The organism is Candidatus Nitrosocosmicus franklandus (assembly GCF_900696045.1).
In the GTDB taxonomy this organism is placed as follows: Archaea; Thermoproteota; Nitrososphaeria; order Nitrososphaerales; family Nitrososphaeraceae; genus Nitrosocosmicus; species Nitrosocosmicus franklandus_A.
The window spans coordinates 2,022,136-2,037,038 of record NZ_LR216287.1 but is presented as its reverse complement, the minus strand read 5'-3'; the positions used below and the strand labels follow the sequence as shown (position 1 = coordinate 2,037,038).

General features: G+C 34.2%; 17 protein-coding genes. 9 read left to right on the top strand and 8 right to left on the bottom strand.

Features of this window, described 5'->3' with window-relative positions:
- Window positions 1-92: 92 nt before the first annotated feature.
- Window positions 93-698 carry a DDE-type integrase/transposase/recombinase gene (locus NFRAN_RS09545; RefSeq protein WP_134483188.1) on the bottom strand — a complete coding sequence of 202 codons (606 nt, stop codon included), beginning with the start codon at window positions 696-698 and terminating at the stop codon, window positions 93-95.
- Window positions 699-803: 105 nt separating this feature from the next.
- Between NFRAN_RS09545 and NFRAN_RS09540 the strand changes: the two genes are divergently transcribed.
- Together NFRAN_RS09540 and NFRAN_RS09535 are read left to right on the top strand one after the other, a co-directional pair.
- Window positions 804-1,481: an O-methyltransferase gene (locus NFRAN_RS09540; RefSeq protein WP_134484775.1), complete on the top strand. Its 678-nt coding sequence runs from the start codon at window positions 804-806 to the stop codon at window positions 1,479-1,481.
- 312 nt (window positions 1,482-1,793) lie between these two features.
- Window positions 1,794-1,994, top strand: a complete 201-nt coding sequence (locus tag NFRAN_RS09535) for a hypothetical protein (protein ID WP_172602258.1) — start codon at window positions 1,794-1,796, stop codon at window positions 1,992-1,994.
- A gap of 203 nt (window positions 1,995-2,197) precedes the next feature.
- On the opposite strand, the gene NFRAN_RS13900 is transcribed toward NFRAN_RS09535, so the two are convergent.
- From NFRAN_RS13900 to NFRAN_RS09520, 5 genes are all read right to left on the bottom strand, one after another.
- Window positions 2,198-2,362: a hypothetical protein gene (locus NFRAN_RS13900; RefSeq protein WP_172602257.1), complete on the bottom strand. Its 165-nt coding sequence runs from the start codon at window positions 2,360-2,362 to the stop codon at window positions 2,198-2,200.
- A complete protein-coding gene (locus NFRAN_RS14490; RefSeq protein ID WP_425321215.1) occupies window positions 2,359-2,562 on the bottom strand; it encodes a hypothetical protein in 204 nt (67 codons plus the stop codon). The genes NFRAN_RS13900 and NFRAN_RS14490 overlap by 4 nt, the downstream gene beginning before the upstream one ends.
- Window positions 2,543-3,217: a hypothetical protein gene (locus tag NFRAN_RS14485; protein WP_425321214.1), complete on the bottom strand. Its 675-nt coding sequence runs from the start codon at window positions 3,215-3,217 to the stop codon at window positions 2,543-2,545. The genes NFRAN_RS14490 and NFRAN_RS14485 overlap by 20 nt, the downstream gene beginning before the upstream one ends.
- Window positions 3,218-3,615: 398 nt before the next feature.
- Window positions 3,616-4,128 (bottom strand): gamma carbonic anhydrase family protein, encoded by a 513-nt coding sequence (locus tag NFRAN_RS09525; protein WP_197731170.1) that lies wholly within the window; start codon window positions 4,126-4,128, stop codon window positions 3,616-3,618.
- Between the two features lie 78 nt (window positions 4,129-4,206).
- Window positions 4,207-4,821, bottom strand: coding sequence for a TetR/AcrR family transcriptional regulator (locus NFRAN_RS09520; protein WP_172602255.1), 615 nt, complete (start codon window positions 4,819-4,821; stop codon window positions 4,207-4,209).
- Window positions 4,822-5,123: 302 nt separating this feature from the next.
- Here NFRAN_RS09520 and NFRAN_RS09515 point away from each other — a divergent pair, with 302 nt between their 5' ends.
- Genes NFRAN_RS09515 through NFRAN_RS09505 form a run of 3 tightly spaced genes read left to right on the top strand, consistent with a single transcriptional unit; the run spans window position 5,124 to window position 7,871 of the window.
- Window positions 5,124-5,372 (top strand): hypothetical protein, encoded by a 249-nt coding sequence (locus NFRAN_RS09515; protein ID WP_134484771.1) that lies wholly within the window; start codon window positions 5,124-5,126, stop codon window positions 5,370-5,372.
- A gap of 21 nt (window positions 5,373-5,393) precedes the next feature.
- Window positions 5,394-6,275, top strand: a complete 882-nt coding sequence (locus NFRAN_RS09510; protein WP_269472348.1) for a hypothetical protein — start codon at window positions 5,394-5,396, stop codon at window positions 6,273-6,275.
- A 51-nt stretch (window positions 6,276-6,326) separates the two neighbouring features.
- The gene (locus tag NFRAN_RS09505) at window positions 6,327-7,871 is read left to right on the top strand and encodes an MFS transporter (RefSeq protein ID WP_134484769.1); all 1,545 of its coding nucleotides are present in this window, start codon (window positions 6,327-6,329) and stop codon (window positions 7,869-7,871) included.
- 110 nt (window positions 7,872-7,981) lie between these two features.
- Here the strand turns inward: NFRAN_RS09505 and NFRAN_RS09500 are convergent, their stop codons facing one another.
- Window positions 7,982-8,308 carry a hypothetical protein gene (locus NFRAN_RS09500; RefSeq protein WP_134484768.1) on the bottom strand — a complete coding sequence of 109 codons (327 nt, stop codon included), beginning with the start codon at window positions 8,306-8,308 and terminating at the stop codon, window positions 7,982-7,984.
- A gap of 386 nt (window positions 8,309-8,694) precedes the next feature.
- On the opposite strand from NFRAN_RS09500, the gene NFRAN_RS09495 reads away from it, so the two are divergent.
- The 3 genes from NFRAN_RS09495 (at window position 8,695) to NFRAN_RS09485 (ending at window position 12,726) form a co-directional block, all read left to right on the top strand.
- Window positions 8,695-8,970: a hypothetical protein gene (locus NFRAN_RS09495; protein ID WP_134484767.1), complete on the top strand. Its 276-nt coding sequence runs from the start codon at window positions 8,695-8,697 to the stop codon at window positions 8,968-8,970.
- 559 nt (window positions 8,971-9,529) lie between these two features.
- Window positions 9,530-11,407: a helix-hairpin-helix domain-containing protein gene (locus NFRAN_RS09490; protein WP_134484766.1), complete on the top strand. Its 1,878-nt coding sequence runs from the start codon at window positions 9,530-9,532 to the stop codon at window positions 11,405-11,407.
- Window positions 11,408-11,520: 113 nt separating this feature from the next.
- Complete coding sequence (locus NFRAN_RS09485) at window positions 11,521-12,726, top strand: Nre family DNA repair protein (RefSeq protein ID WP_134484765.1); 1,206 nt, start codon at window positions 11,521-11,523, stop codon at window positions 12,724-12,726.
- A gap of 440 nt (window positions 12,727-13,166) precedes the next feature.
- On the opposite strand, the gene NFRAN_RS09480 is transcribed toward NFRAN_RS09485, so the two are convergent.
- Window positions 13,167-14,459, bottom strand: a complete 1,293-nt coding sequence (locus NFRAN_RS09480) for an MFS transporter (protein WP_134484764.1) — start codon at window positions 14,457-14,459, stop codon at window positions 13,167-13,169.
- Window positions 14,460-14,681: 222 nt separating this feature from the next.
- Between NFRAN_RS09480 and NFRAN_RS09475 the strand changes: the two genes are divergently transcribed.
- Window positions 14,682-14,900, top strand: a complete 219-nt coding sequence (locus NFRAN_RS09475; RefSeq protein WP_134484763.1) for a hypothetical protein — start codon at window positions 14,682-14,684, stop codon at window positions 14,898-14,900.
- Window positions 14,901-14,903 lie beyond the last annotated feature (3 nt).

Here is a 14,903-nt window from a genome sequence, read left to right as displayed (position 1 = left end):
TATTCTGTAATAATATATGAGATCATTTTAGTTAGAATTCAATTTGTACATAACAAAAATTTCAGTCGATCAAAAAGAAAACTCGGCTCTGTTCAGTTAACATGTTTTATTTCATTGTTATGATAGTCTACAAAGAGCCGCAGCCAATTCCGTACATGCTTTAACTTGCAGTTCTTTATTCTACAAGGAAAGTAATCATCGAAACTTTCGGTTCTATCCTTGATATATTGCATCGTTCTTTCGATTACACTTTTCTCGTAAGAGGAATGAATATGGTGATCGAGTTTGAGAAACTGACAAGCCATGGGATACCAAGTCCCACCATCTGTAGAAACTGGGTGCTTTCCATGAACTTTGATCAAATTAGAAAGATATCTTTCTGCAACAAACATGTTTCTCTCTTTGGATATAGAAAGTGCGAGGATCTGTCTGTTTGCAGGCTCTATCGCCACCCAAAGCCAGATGTATTCTGACCCTACCTTCAACATTGTCTCGTCTACAATATATTCTAGAATTCTTCTTCTTGATGCTTTCAATTTTTGAGGCCTGTATTTTTGAATCCAATTCCAGATGGAGACATGGTTTCTTTTATACATCTGAGACAATCTTTCCGAGGCTTTTCTTAAAGATAAACCTGAAAAGTACAAATGTAAGCCATAATACACATACCTTGAAGGTGTTCTGTTTCTGCTAATCATAAAAGAAATAGGACATCTTCAAGCTATAGGTTTATCGTTAAATGAACAGAGCCGAAAACTCTGGGAAGTCCCTTTTAATATCGGTAATAATAATAATTATAATAAATGACAAATTCTGATACAATATCGCCTCATACTCGAATTTTTCGGATCCTGTCTCAGCTGGAATCACAATCAGAATTGGAACGTTCGGGCAGGGTAAACATTTCTCATGAAGACTCCATGTTAGCTATTACCAATGATACTGGCAAGTTCCTTAACATATTACTTACGGCTATTAATTGTAACAGGATTTTAGAGATAGGAACATCAGTTGGGTACTCTACTTTATGGATGGCCCTCACTCTAGTGCAGAATAAAGAACGATTATACAATTTAGAAAGAAGCATTCTTACGGTAGAAAAAAGTCCGTCTAAAATTAAAAGAGCAAAAAAAAATTTTGAAGATGCAGGAGTTATCAATTTGATAGAAATTGCTGAGGGGAATGCTTTAGATATTCTTGATCACATCCCAGAAAAGATATCGAATGATAAAATCTGGAAAAATATACCGTTTGACTTTGTTTTTTTGGATGCAGATAAGGAAAATTTGATAAGATACTTTGAGTTGGTATTCCCACTAGTGAGAAAAGGCGGATTAATTGTAACAGATAATATTTTGCTACCAGAGGATTACAAGACATCAATGGACGAGTATGTAAATCATGTTAGAGCAAAAAAAGAGGTTCAATCCGTAACCGTTCCTATCGGATATGGGGAAGAAATAAGTCTAAAACTGATTTGATCTTCATGCATGGATGATATAAATACTTGTAACAATTTTACAATGATCTTAACAACGATCGTTAGCTATGAAAAGTCTTGAGAGTATGGTTGTTACGTGGATAAATAATTTAAATAGCAACGTAAGGATAGATTTATTCTAGTCGTAATCATGATTTAAGATAAAAAAATAACACATAAGTTGGAAGTTGTTTTATCAAGCCAACGAAAGCAGATTGGCCAAGTTATTTATATTTCTTTAAGATTTAGTTTGGTATTATTTTAAAACATATTAATCTGACAATTTTTTATTTTTATGCCAAAAATTGTTAAAATGAACAAGGAGTATGGTATATTAACAATTGAACTTTCAAAGTCAGAGCTTGTAGATCTAATAAATTCGGTAGAATGTATGACTGAAAGAGAACAACGAAAATTATTGGAGAATATTCCATCCACAGAAGAAGATAGAGCTAGATTAGACAGGTACAAGGCATTGCAAGAAGACATCAGAAAAATATTCGAGTATAGATGATTTTCTTTCTGTAGAGCTAGGATAGCAAGAATAGACCACGTCCTTTAGACGAAAACTAACAAAATAAACTACTATGCAATAATTACAAGATCGAAAGCATTTTTGAAAGTTCCTATCAATTTAAGATAATTTCAAGAAAAAAATTGGATATAGTAAACTAGAATTTAGATCTAATCTTTAATTTCCCAACAGAGGTAAGTTAATTAACTCTGTGGAGCGACTGGTTTTCCTGTTTCTGTACTAGTAGATGAGCCACTCTGTGGAGCGACTGGTTTTCCTGTTTCTGTACTAGTAGATGAGCCACTCTGTGGAGCGACTGGTTTTCCTGTTTCTGTACTAGTAGATGAGCCACTCTGTGGAGCGATCATTCTAGAGTCATCGTCGCTTGAGCTGGATGCACTTTCATCGTCGCTTGAGCTGGATGCACTTTCATCGTCGCTTGAGCTGGATGCACTTTCATCGTCGCTTGAGCTGGATGCACTTTCATCGTCGCTTGAGCTGGATGCACTTTCATCGTCGCTTGAGCTGGATGCACTTTCATCGTCGCTTCAGCTGGATGCACTTTCATCGTCGCTTGAGCTGGATGCACTTTCATCGTCGCTTGAGCTGGATGCACTTTCATCGTCGCTTGAGCTGGATGCACTTTCATCGTCGCTTGAGCTGGATGCACTTTCATCGTCGCTTGAGCTGGATGCACTTTCATCGTCGCTTGAGCTGGATGCACTTTCATCGTCGCTTGAGCTGGATGCACTTTCATCGTCGCTTGAGCTGGATGCACTTTCATCGTCGCTTGAGCTGGATGCACTTTCATCGTCGCTTGAGCTGGATGCACTTTCATCGTCGCTTGAGCTGGATGCATCCTCATCTTCTGATGGCGTTGTTTGAGTTTGTGGGGTATTACCACTGTTTAAGGGAAATACTAGATCAATTCCTCCAAGAGGATCAGTTACAGTTGATTCATCTGAACTAGAAGAATCTCCATTGTCGGATGACTCATCGTCTGATGAACCAGAAGAGCTAGACTGGCCAAAGGGGAATATTTGATCGAAACTAAAGCCTTCGCTGCCACTTCCAAACAGACTATTAATATCGAAGTTTAATCCACTAGATCCGCCTGACTTTTGAGCAAACACATCTTGACCAATGAATGTTGTCGTTATTGTACCTGATATTACCACCACTAAAAAAATCGATAGTAGATTAAATGGTATAATCTTCATCATCAGGGAAGAATCAACTTTATGTCATAAAGCAGTTTGATAACTCATTACTTCATTAATGGTACAACATGATGTTTAGTAAAAAAGCTAGGAATAAAAACATCTCTTATAATTGCATAAACAAATTCTATTAGAAATCATTCAATACTAGATTACTTCAATATATGCTTACTTCAATATATGCGAAAATTCCAGATAAATAATGGAAAAGTTGTCTCTAAAACAATAGAACAAAAATTTAGAATGAAAATAAGAATTAAAGATGATTAAAAAACTTGAAGTTAAAGAAATTGTAGAAATAAAACTAAATCATATTCAATCGATATTGGATAATATACATCAGGATAACATTTTGTCTCAAATAGCGCGTATTTACGTCAGAATTATGATAGCGAAGGGAATTATATACTCAAATACTGTTTTGATAATTCAACATAATGATTTGACAAATTCCTTATCCAATCTTTCTCCTCTTCACTTATGTCACGGATTTCTTTTGCTGGAAGCCCACCCCACAATTTTCCAGAGGGTATTTTGGTATTAGGTTTAACCATGGAACCTGCTGCCACTATTGACCACTCTCCTACTTCGCATTGATCCATGATCACAGACCCAATTCCAATCAATGAATTGTCAGAAATCGAACAACCATGCAATGTAACAGAATGTCCGACGGTAACATTATTTCCAATTATTGTAGGATATTTGTTAGAAGTCACATGTACCACACTATTATCCTGAATATTGGTGCTAGATCCAACTCGGATATAATGTACATCTCCTCTTACAATAGTCCCAAACCATACAGATGATAGAGAACCTATTTCTACATCTCCAATTACCATTGAATTTGGTGCGACAAAACAGTCAGAATTTATTTTTGGGACCTTATTCTTAAACGGTAGTAAGGACACATCAAGTATACCTAGTCGATCAGATATAAATTATAGGAGAATGAAAGATTAGCTGTAATGCAACTGTTTGAAATTCATTCAATTAGTTTGGTGTTTTTGAAGTGTTGATAGAATTGTTCTAATTGTTACTGCCCATACCTTTTTATTAAATTCCTCAGGCATCCCCAACAAGCTTCCGGCACTAATACCATCAAATAAAGAAACCAAACCAGAGGCGACGAATTCTATATTTGTATCACCTCGTAAAAATCCCTTTTCTATTTGAAGTTGTAAATAATTTTCGACAACCTTAAAAATTTTCATCCTATGCCTAAACAAGATTTCTTGTAATTTTGGATTACGTGGAGATTCTGATATAGCTTCAAAAAAAACCTCGGTAGTTCCCGCCTTCTGAATTTTCTGAAAGTTTTCGTAGAATAACTCAGCATTAGAAATTAGGTCATTTTTGCTACTAATAAATAATTTATCCAATTGTATCTTCAACAACTCAAGACTATCATCACATAAGGCATGAAACAAATCCTCCTTGCTGTTAAAATAGTTGTATAAAGTACCCTTACTTACATCTGCAGATAACGATATTTCATCCATTCTTGTCCTGTCAAATCCGTTTTTAGAAAAACACTCTATTGCAGATTGAAGGATTCTTCCCCTTATTTCCTCTCTGTGTTGAGATGTAACCTTTGGACACAAAAACAATCACCCATTTATCTTATTATTTCATTTACCAACAGTATAATTTGCGTCCTCACGATTAGATGAAGTTCGTATTAGATAAATTGTTAACAACGGACTTTGAAGGATCATAATTACATCTATCGAACGAAGAAAATACAAAATCTCTATCTATAGACATGGTCATTGAAAGCAATCCAAAATACATCATACAATCCATTATATGCATTACAAAATGTACCGATTAAGATATTAATAAACCTGTCTGACCAGTCAGTTTAATTTATTAATGAGTAATTTTAAGATAATGTATGAATTCGATGTCTACAAAAAATATTAAAGCTTTAGACGAAATGCGTTTTGAGCTAAATAAAAATAATAACAATCTTAGTAAAATTGATCAATCTATTCTTAAAAATAAACCTGCCCAAAGCAGTAATCAATATTTATTTAAGCCAAGGAGGGTAGTTATTATCGGCCTTGGTCAACTTGGTCTTCCAGTTGCAAAATATGTTAAAGAACATGGATTTGATACCTATGGTTACGATATTAATCAAAAAGCCATGTAGTCAGCTGAATCAAAATATGGGATAAAACCTGCTACAAACTTTGGTGACTTTGACGTACTTATTATCTGTGTTTCTACACACAGACCAGATGACATGTTCTCACCCCAAGTAGAGGGATTAATGTCAGTTGTAGAAAAGATATCAAGGGAAGCAAAGACCGGTGCACTCATATCAATTGAAAGTACAATTCCAAAAGGCACATCAAAAAGAGTATTTGAGAAATTAGATCACAGACTTCACGTAGTACATGCACCTCACAGGTGGTATGCATTAGAAGAAGACATTCACGGTGTCAATCAGCTGCGAATAATAGGTGGTGTTAGTAGATGTTGTCTGCAACATGGACTCAACTTTTATGATGGAAGACTACTCGACAAAGAAGATAAAGCAGTAACAATGATGCCAAATGCATCTTCATCACCATCCTCATCACCATCCTCCTCCACAATGGTAGACAACTCTTTGTCAGTAGCAACAACTTTGGAAGCAAAAAGCAAAACAAAAACTTCAAGCTCTATTACTACTAAATTAAACAAAAAAAGAAGCCTAGGTATACCAATGCATCCAGTATCTTCAGTTGAAGTAGCTGAATTAACAAAAATAATTGAAAACGCACATAGATACCTTCAGATAGCATTTGCAGAAGAACTGTATCTTTACTGTAAATCAAATGGCATAAGCTTTCCAGAGTTGAGGGAATCTCTTAACACCAAATGGAATGTTGAGATACTAGAACCAAGAGATGGAATAGGAGGTCACTGCCTACCCAAAGATACAAAGATGTTTATCAATTCATCAAACACAATAAAGAGCAAGATTTTACAAGCAGCAATGGAGATAGATGAAGACTATAGACAATACATAAAGCTAAAGGATAAAGAAATTACCATACCAGCAATCTAAATTCTTTTTAACAACATAATTTCGAATTCATTATTTACAGGTTACTATTCAATGAAAAATTCAGAATCCTCAGAGAGAATACACGTATCGACATGGATTACTCTTGCGATACTGGGTTCAACCATCCTTATCACAATGTACGGCGAAACGATGTTATTACCTGCTATTGGTGACATAATAAAAGAGTTTGATATTTCTTACAGTACATCATCGTGGATACTCACTGCCTATTTGATTTCAGGAGCAGTAATGACTCCTATCGCTGGAAAACTATCCGATATCTACGGAAGGAAGAAAATGGTTCTAATAATTTTCGTCATCTACATAGTAGGGATAGCTATAGGCGGAATTTCCAGCAATATTTACATGTTAATTCTGGCGCGTGTAATACAAGGTATAGGTATCTCTATGTTTCCAATTGCATTCGGAATAATCAAGGACCAATTCCCATCTTCAAAGATTGCCATAGGAGTAGGTATTTTTAGTTCCATGTTTGCTGCAGGCTCAGTTGTAGGTATGGCAATAGGAGGCACAATTATTAAGAACTTTGGATGGCAAGCAACATTCTTTACTATCATCCCAATTGCAATTATACTTTGGATCATAATTCAAAAACGCATTAGAAATGATGATCACATACAGATCATCAAAGCGACAGAGGTCGAAAAAAGACTGGATTCTTCCAACACTTTAAGAAAGTCCTCAGATGCCACCAACATTCATGAAAAACAACATATTGACATAAAAGGGGCACTATCGCTGGCTTTTTCAATTTCCTCTTTTCTATTAACGATAACATACTTTGCAAGCATCAATAGCGAATCGCATGATTCTACATCGCTTGATGGAATAATTTTGGCATCTTTGATTGCTTTGACTATTCTCTCAACTATGTCATTTGTATTGATCGAGAAGAGGGTAAAAGAACCCTTGATTCCTCTAAAGTTAATTACAGATAAGATACTACTCCCATCAAATATCATTTTACTTGTTTTTGGTATCACCATGTTTATGGTATATCAAACCATTCCTATCCTAGTAACTAGTCCAACACCATATGGATTTGGTGGAGATGCCATCCAAAGTGCAATGGTGCAATTGCCATTCATGATAGTATTCTTAATATTTGCACCTTCGTCTGGATTTATTGTATCAAAAATCGGCAACTTTAAACCAATTATAGTTGGAAGTATCCTTACCACAATAGGCTTTACCAGTTTATTTTTGTTCCATGTGAACGAACTAACGATTGCATTAAACTTGGTTGTGATATCTGCAGGATTGGCTCTTACTCAGGTGGGGGCCTTCAATATTACATTGCAACACACTCCCCATCGATTTAGCGGGGTATCTATAGGAATTTCGGTTGTGCTAGTATTGATGGGCAGTTCAATTGGACCTGTGATCGCATCAACATTTATGCAAACATTCCAAGAAATTACATCAGAAATAAATATAGAATCTTATCCAGCACCACTTTCCTATAACTTGATCTTCTTGACAGCTACAATTATATCATTAGCATCATTCCCATGTATGATATTATTAAGAAAACGAACTCTGAATACTTTAGTAAGCAAAATAGGGAAATCATGAAAATGAATTAACAATTTTTTGTAGGATAACACTAAAATACAGATTTTAACATATAATAGAGTTGAAATCTCATAAAAAAGTAAATACAGAAATTAATAGCTGCTGCTTTTTCATCCAAGTTGAACAAAGACGTTCAAAGGAACCCCTGCTGATCTTAATCCGATTCTTAGAGCACCTTCATCATATGCCACATCTCCAATGCTATCTCTTAGACCTCTTGATGCAAAGTGCAAATGTTTACTCTTTAAATTTAACACATATGTATTATTATTTTCATTATGATGACCAGAAAGAAATTGAATTTCTTCCCTTTCGATTAAGTCATCAAGTTCTCTACAAACAGGTTTTAATAATTTCCAGGCCACCGTCTCGTTAATTGGCTTCATATGCAACCTATCTATTATACAATAGTCTTTATTATGGTTCACATCATTCAAGACTTGTAATTTTGTTCATGCTAGAAAAATAACTAAATATTAAAGACATTTCATATCACTCTTTTAAGGGAAAATCTCTGTTATTCTATACAATAGTAATTTCATTATTGGAAATGTTAAGCTGGTGAAATGTATGAGAAGCGGATAAAAATCTGTTACTATAAAATACTAATGTTGACCAGTAATAACATAAATTAGATCTAATAATTCATGGAAGATATAGTTAGTGCTTAAGATATCATAACTATAAAGTTCTGTATAAGCGGAAGTAAATTAGACCATATGACTTATTTAGAAACACCTAAAACAAGGTTTTTACAGGACACCATCCAATATGCCATAACCGATAGCCGAATCATATATCATATCAGAAAATAAATGGTTTCTTGCAGATATTACTACATAAAAAAGAGAAACCAAATCAAAGTTGGAGAAGAGATGAATTAAAAATTAGGACATTAAACTCCATGACAGAAAACATGATGGAGATTCATACAAATGACTTAAAGAGAAGATATAGAAAAACAATAGAAGAATTTTCATTAGAAACAAATGCAGGCACTACTAGTTCTACTTTTACAAATGGCATTTGGAAACAATTTGATATAAAAAATTCAAAAGCAAAAGGAAAAGAGATAGAGAGAGAAATCAATATGAGATAAGATGGATCAGTAAAGAGTCATTTCACAACCTAGAAATTTTTGAATTGCGCCTCTTCCATTTCAAGACCTAGTTAGCGTTCTTTTTAATCAGTTATTCATATTAAGTGGCATTATTTTGATATAATTCCTTAAGTTTCATTCATTAAACTTTTGGGTTCTTATATATCGCTGATACCTTTAACACCGGGAGACATACAAAAGCCTTTTACTTATCGAATCTTTCAAGTAAAACTTACTAATCGCAATACAAAAACATCCTACATAATAAAGCAAAAATCCTGATAACATTTGGAAGGCTATTTTTCAGTATGGACAAAAATTAGCCGTCGAATTTTAGGACTTGAGAATAGCTATTAGAACCCTTTATACAGAATTAACGTATTACATATTAAGATATAGAAAATTAGGCAAGGCTGGGTATGTATTATATCCTAACCAAAACCTAACATAAATTATTCATGAGCTCAAGATACTTTGATTAAATTTTCGGATATGTTGATTGGTTAGACGACTAAAAGTATAGACCAGAAATTTAAGACAGCAGCCCATAATTCATAAAGTGACAATATCCAATGCAGAGGTCGCAAAAGTCCTTCGCAAGATCGCATTCTTAGTTGAAATGGATTCGAACAAAGAGGACGAAAGTATAAATTTTAAGAACAGAGCATACCTGAAAGCGGCGGACCAAATTGAAAATTTGCCTGTCCCCATAGAAAAAATATACAAAGAAAGTGGTTTGAAGGGCCTATTACAAATTCCTATGATTGGTAAGGCAATATCATCCAAAATTGAAGAATTTCTAAATACAGGAAAAATAGAGTATTATGAAAAATTAAGAATAAAATATCCCATTGAAATCGACGAATTTTTAGGATTAGAAGGGATAGGACCCAAGACGTTGAGAACGATAATGGATAGAGTGCCAGTTAAGAATATAAAAGATTTAGAGAATTTAATAAAAGAGGAAAAATTACGGACTATTCCCGGGTTTTCTCAAAAGAAAGAGAGCAATCTTCTCAAGAAAATTGAATCCCATCGTAAAGGAAAATCAAGATCATTGCTAGGGGACCTATATCCATTAGTTGCTCAAATTGAAGACTATTTGGTTGATCAAAAGAAAATTACAAAAATTATTGTGGTTGGTTCTTTTAGAAGAATGAAAGAAACAATAGGAGATATTGATATTTTGGTTGTATCAAGATATCCTGCAGAAGTAATTAATTATTTTACGAAAATGCCTAACATAGATGAAGTTTTAAGTCAAGGAACATCAAAAGCTTTTGTGAGATTAAATAACGGAACGGATGTAGATTTACTGGTCGTTCCTGAAGATAGTTTTGGCTCAGCATCATTATATTTTACCGGAAGTAAAGAACATGGCATAGTATTGAGGAAAATTGCACAGATGCATGGCTATCGTTTAAATGAATGGGGATTATTTGATAACTCAACAGGTCAAAAATTAGCTGGCGAATCTGAATCGGAAATATACAACCGGCTAGATCTGGAATGGATCCCTCCGGAAATGAGAGAGAATCAAGGAGAAATACAAATGGCCAAAAAAGGATCTAAGATCTGGCAACAAAAAATTCAGAATCTAATAAGTTATGAATCCCTCAAGGGAGATCTTCAAGTTCATTCAAGCAATACAGACGGCCAGTTGTCCGTTGAGGAAATGGCTTTTTACGCGAGAACAATATTTGGACTGGATTATATTGCAATTACAGATCACACGAAGAGTTTGAGTATTGCTAGAGGACTAGACGAACATCAATTATTAGATCAATCAAACGAAATTAGCGAGATCAATGATCGGATCAAAAGTGGAGAGTTTTTTTCCCAAGAAAATAGACCAAATATAACCAAACACTTAAACAAGTATCTCAAAGAGTCTAACGCAAAGAATTCGAAGAATAGTCGAAACAAGATCAACGGGACATTCAAGATATTGACAGCCGCTGAAGTAAATATCCTGAAGGATGGGTCACTCGATATTTCAAATAATGTTTTAGATAAGCTTGATATAGTAGGAGCAGCCATTCATTCAAATTTCAATTTATCTGAAGATATTCAAACAGAAAGGCTAATTAAAGCCGCTCAGAATCCTAGCGTAGACATAATATTTCATCCTACGGGTAGAATCATCAACAAGAGAGAAGGTTACCCTATCAACATCTCAAAATTGCTATCAATTGCCCTAGAAACTGACACAATATTAGAAATTGATGCGCATTATAATCGACTTGACTTAAAGGATGAACATATTAGGATGGCAATAGAGAAAGGAGTAAAATTAGTCATAGACTCAGATGCACATCATCCTCTGCATTATACGTTCTTAAAATTTGGAATTGCACAGGCAAGGAGAGGATGGGCAGAAAGAGGTGACATACTCAATACACTCTCTGCAAACGATTTATTGAAAAACCTGAAATAGGTTAACGAAATGATGATCATTTATTTTGTACTTTCTATTCAACATACGAATATAAGTAACAAGCTTATTGTTATTACATTAAAATAGGTTTTTGGACATCTAATTTCCATCCGATGTCATCAAGAAGTAGTAGCGAAATAAAAGAAAGAATAAGACAAAACTGGAATAATCTATTAAAAGAAAAGTTAAGCAAAGTTACCGAAAATCTGACAGGACGGTCTCCGCCATCAGTGTTTGTCGGAAGTTATTTGTACCCCAAAGTGAATATAGGACCTTTAGTTTCGACGACTTCTGGTGATATAAAGATATTAGATCATCCAGAAAAATGGGCAGGGAGGAAATTGGAAGATTTGATTAACTACAGGTTATCTTTGATACGAGGAACAATTTTAACATCAGCGTTTCTGGATATTAATAATAACAGACAAACCGAATTGTTACAGGAATTAGCAATGGCAAATAAATCCATTGAAGTCGAAGTTACATTCGATAAGAAACCAAGTCTGAAATTCGAAGAGATGAATAATCTATCAGTGACAGACTCAGATGCCATACAATTTGGATTTGCATCACAAATAAAGAACCTAAAAATTCCCACGGGAATCAGTGTTAACAAAAAGATAGAAAAAGCTTACTATGATAAGGATTTGAGCGCACATGAAGCTGTCAATCGCCTTTATAACGAAGGAATAGAAATTAGTAATTTAAGTAAAGTTTTTAGCGTAGGAGTTTTGGGTTCAAGAAAAAGAAGAAAAATAGTCCCTACAAAATGGAGCATAACAGCAATAGATCAAATTATATCGGCCAATCTGATTGGAAGGTTGACAGATTATTCTTCAATTGACAGTTTCCTGTTATTTCGATATATACATTTGGCAAACAATTTTGCGGTCATTTTGATCCCAGACCATATATGGAATTTTGAAATGAATGAAGCCTGGTTCAACAGCGATGGGAAAGTAGATATAGAATCAGATACTGAGATATCTGGTTTATTAAAGAATTATCCAAAAATATGCGGTTCTTATTTTGCCGCAAGACTTGCAGTCACCGAATACTTGAACCAGCATAGAAAGAAGGCATCTGCAATAGTCTTGAGAGAAATCTATCCCGAGTATGTGCTTCCCGTCGGAGTTTGGCAAATTAGAGAGGGAATCAGGATGGCAATGAAAAGGAAGGGAGAAATCTTTGACAATCTTGATGAAGCACTTGGACATGCATGTACAAATATGAAACTTTCCAAAAAAGAATGGATAAGCAAAAGTGTGTTTATACAGTCAATAAGATATCAAAAAAGGATTTCAGAGTATGTCTTTTAGAACTTAAAAATTCATATTTATCAAATATTCAATAACTAGAATAACGATTCTATTGTATAGTTACATAAACTTTCAAAACTAAGGATAATAATTTATAAACATATAATATTTAGCAACATTCTCATATTAAGTAAAATCATGTTGTATTATTCAATATATATTCATTTTATCAATTTCCCCAAGTTTGTCTACATATTGTTTTATGATTCAAATATTTAGCATGCGAGAATAAACATTCATGGAAAATATCCAAATCGAGAACAAGTCATATCGAATGACTTCTGCAGATAAATAATAGACAAGAAAAATGATATCCTTCAATAAATTCTATTTATCATATTTCAAATGTTACCCAAAAAGAACGTTATTAATACTTGAGTTAAATGATGTTGAAGCATAGCAGCATGAAGTATAAATTTCAACACTGGAATAATTTACATTTAATATTTAAGTTTAATGATTGGAATTATGAACGCAACTGTCAGCAAACCTCCAATAATCCATGCAGTCGAGTAGTTGAATGTTTTTACTAACAAAGAAAACAAAAAAGGTACCCAAAAAGCACCCAAAAGTGATAATCCATTTACAAAACCAACTGCCAATATTTCATAATTGGGCATCTTTAATTTCTCAACAGCAATTCTTCTCGCCATGGTATAGGGAATTACAAACCCGCCTGATGCGAAAATACCAATAAGAATGATACCAGGTAAAAGTATTGACATTTCGGAAAATGAAAATAGAATCATGTTTACAGAAATAATGGTTCCACATATTATTAATAGAACAATATCACTCATCTCCCATTTTGTCTTTGACAAGAGATCATACAGTTTACCAAAAAATGGTGCAAATATAACATTCACAATTAAGGTCAAACCTCCAATTATACCAGCCATCATCGATGTAGCATCAAATTCGAATTTAAGGTATAATACAATAAATGTTGAAATCAGATTCCAACCTATTTGAATACCTAGAAGAGAAAGTGCAACTATAATCAATGACTTATTTAACATTAGAGATCTCAAGCTAGTGAAGGTGATCTGAAATTCAGAAATTGGCTTGTTTCCAACTGAATTCTTCTCTAGGCGAATTTTGGGACCTGGTAGTGTATGTCCTTGTACGTTTTCGCCCCGCTCATTTTTAAAGACACCAGATCTACCATCTTTACTAAATATAGTATAATATAATAACATTCCACTTATAATTCCTAGTATACCACTTACGAGTAAACTTGTTCGCCAACCGGTAATTTCTGCTATAACTATCCAGCCAAATATTCCTATTATCCCGCCCAATGAGTGAGCAGAATTCAAGATTCCTATTCCCAGGCCATCAGATCCTTTTCCTAAGTACTTAGAAATCAATATAACGCTGGGTCCAAAGAAGAAGGCCATTCCTACGCCTACTAAAAATCTCAAGAATACCATTTGATAAATTTCTGTTACCAATCCAGACAAGAGCGAAGATATTGAGAGCAACATTGTTCCAAAAACAATAATTAATCGTGGATCATATTTTGCAGCAAGTATTCCCGCAGGAATTTGAAATAACCCTATACCGATAAGAAAGCCTGATGTAATCAATCCAAGCATTGATACATCTTGGTTAAAATCAATCAAGATTAGATAAAATATTGAAGATATATTGAACCAATTGACAGCATAAAATATTCTAGCAAGTACTATTGAAAACACGGGCAGAGAAAATACTTGCTTGAAAAAAGACATCTCAATATACTAGTGATTTTAGTATATATATGCACCTTGAAGAAATAAACGCGTCAGGCAGACCATTCGGCTAGATCTATCTTGGGTGTTTGAGTCACAGCTATCATTTGGATCGCTTTTAAGATATCATGAAACAAATTTAGAAGATATCAGAAGCAGGATTTCAGCCTTAAAGAGCAAGAATCCGAACTTAAATATGTCCGATTAGAGTCTTGGTGTTTGATGGAATGTCCTACATGTCTGACTCAGTTTCATCCAAAAATGAATAATGCAATAGTTGGAAAAAACAAGAGAAATGTAAATATTTTTATCTATTTTCAATTGTGTCCAGAATGTGAAGAACCTATAGTAGGAATCAAGGAAGCCATGCGTGGCGAGATCTATATGAATCCCAATGATACAGATGGGCTAGTGTTATTAAGAAAAGAACGTAGACGTTAAATT

Coding starts and splice junctions, on each gene's coding strand:
- NFRAN_RS09515 (WP_134484771.1), top strand. CDS start 5,124: ATGTCTACAAAAAATATTAAAGCTTTAGACGAAATGCGTTTTGAGCTA.
- NFRAN_RS09485 (WP_134484765.1), top strand. CDS start 11,521: ATGTCATCAAGAAGTAGTAGCGAAATAAAAGAAAGAATAAGACAAAAC.
- NFRAN_RS14490 (WP_425321215.1), bottom strand. CDS start 2,562: ATGAAAGTGCATCCAGCTGAAGCGACGATGAAAGTGCATCCAGCTCAA.
- NFRAN_RS09505 (WP_134484769.1), top strand. CDS start 6,327: ATGAAAAATTCAGAATCCTCAGAGAGAATACACGTATCGACATGGATT.
- NFRAN_RS09545 (WP_134483188.1), bottom strand. CDS start 698: ATGATTAGCAGAAACAGAACACCTTCAAGGTATGTGTATTATGGCTTA.
- NFRAN_RS09540 (WP_134484775.1), top strand. CDS start 804: ATGACAAATTCTGATACAATATCGCCTCATACTCGAATTTTTCGGATC.
- NFRAN_RS14485 (WP_425321214.1), bottom strand. CDS start 3,217: ATGATGAAGATTATACCATTTAATCTACTATCGATTTTTTTAGTGGTG.
- NFRAN_RS09475 (WP_134484763.1), top strand. CDS start 14,682: ATGGAATGTCCTACATGTCTGACTCAGTTTCATCCAAAAATGAATAAT.
- NFRAN_RS09535 (WP_172602258.1), top strand. CDS start 1,794: ATGAACAAGGAGTATGGTATATTAACAATTGAACTTTCAAAGTCAGAG.
- NFRAN_RS13900 (WP_172602257.1), bottom strand. CDS start 2,362: ATGATCGCTCCACAGAGTGGCTCATCTACTAGTACAGAAACAGGAAAA.
- NFRAN_RS09480 (WP_134484764.1), bottom strand. CDS start 14,459: ATGTCTTTTTTCAAGCAAGTATTTTCTCTGCCCGTGTTTTCAATAGTA.